The sequence below is a fragment of the Pseudomonas sp. 10C3 genome (assembly GCF_036346185.1).
In the GTDB taxonomy this organism is placed as follows: Bacteria; Pseudomonadota; Gammaproteobacteria; order Pseudomonadales; family Pseudomonadaceae; genus Aquipseudomonas.
The window spans coordinates 1-320 of sequence record NZ_JASJVE010000094.1 but is presented as its reverse complement, the minus strand read 5'-3'; the positions used below and the strand labels follow the sequence as shown (position 1 = coordinate 320).

The window sequence follows — 320 nt, the reverse complement described above, 5'->3', positions numbered from 1 at the left end:
GCCGATGGCCAGGACGGTCAACTGGAAGCCCTGGACCTGAGTAAGGCTTCGGCAACCACGGCGGTTACCGACACCATTAACACCACCGCCGTCACCTTGACCGCGTCCAACACCGTGGCCGAAGGCGGCACGATTCACTACACCGTCTCAGTGGCCAATGCACCGAAGACTGACCTGGTTCTGACCCTGTCCAATGGTGATAACGTCACCATCAAGGCCAACGCCACATCAGCTACCTTTACGGCTGCCGCGCCGGCAGACGACGTCTACAAGGATGCCGGTCCGACCACCCTGAGCGTGACCGGGGTGTCCAACGGTAA

Annotated in this window: 1 protein-coding gene; it reads left to right on the top strand. The window is 60.9% G+C overall.

Annotated elements, in window-relative coordinates:
* On the top strand, positions 1 to 320 hold a 320-nt coding region (locus QN399_RS26275; RefSeq protein WP_330201937.1), incomplete at both ends, for an immunoglobulin-like domain-containing protein.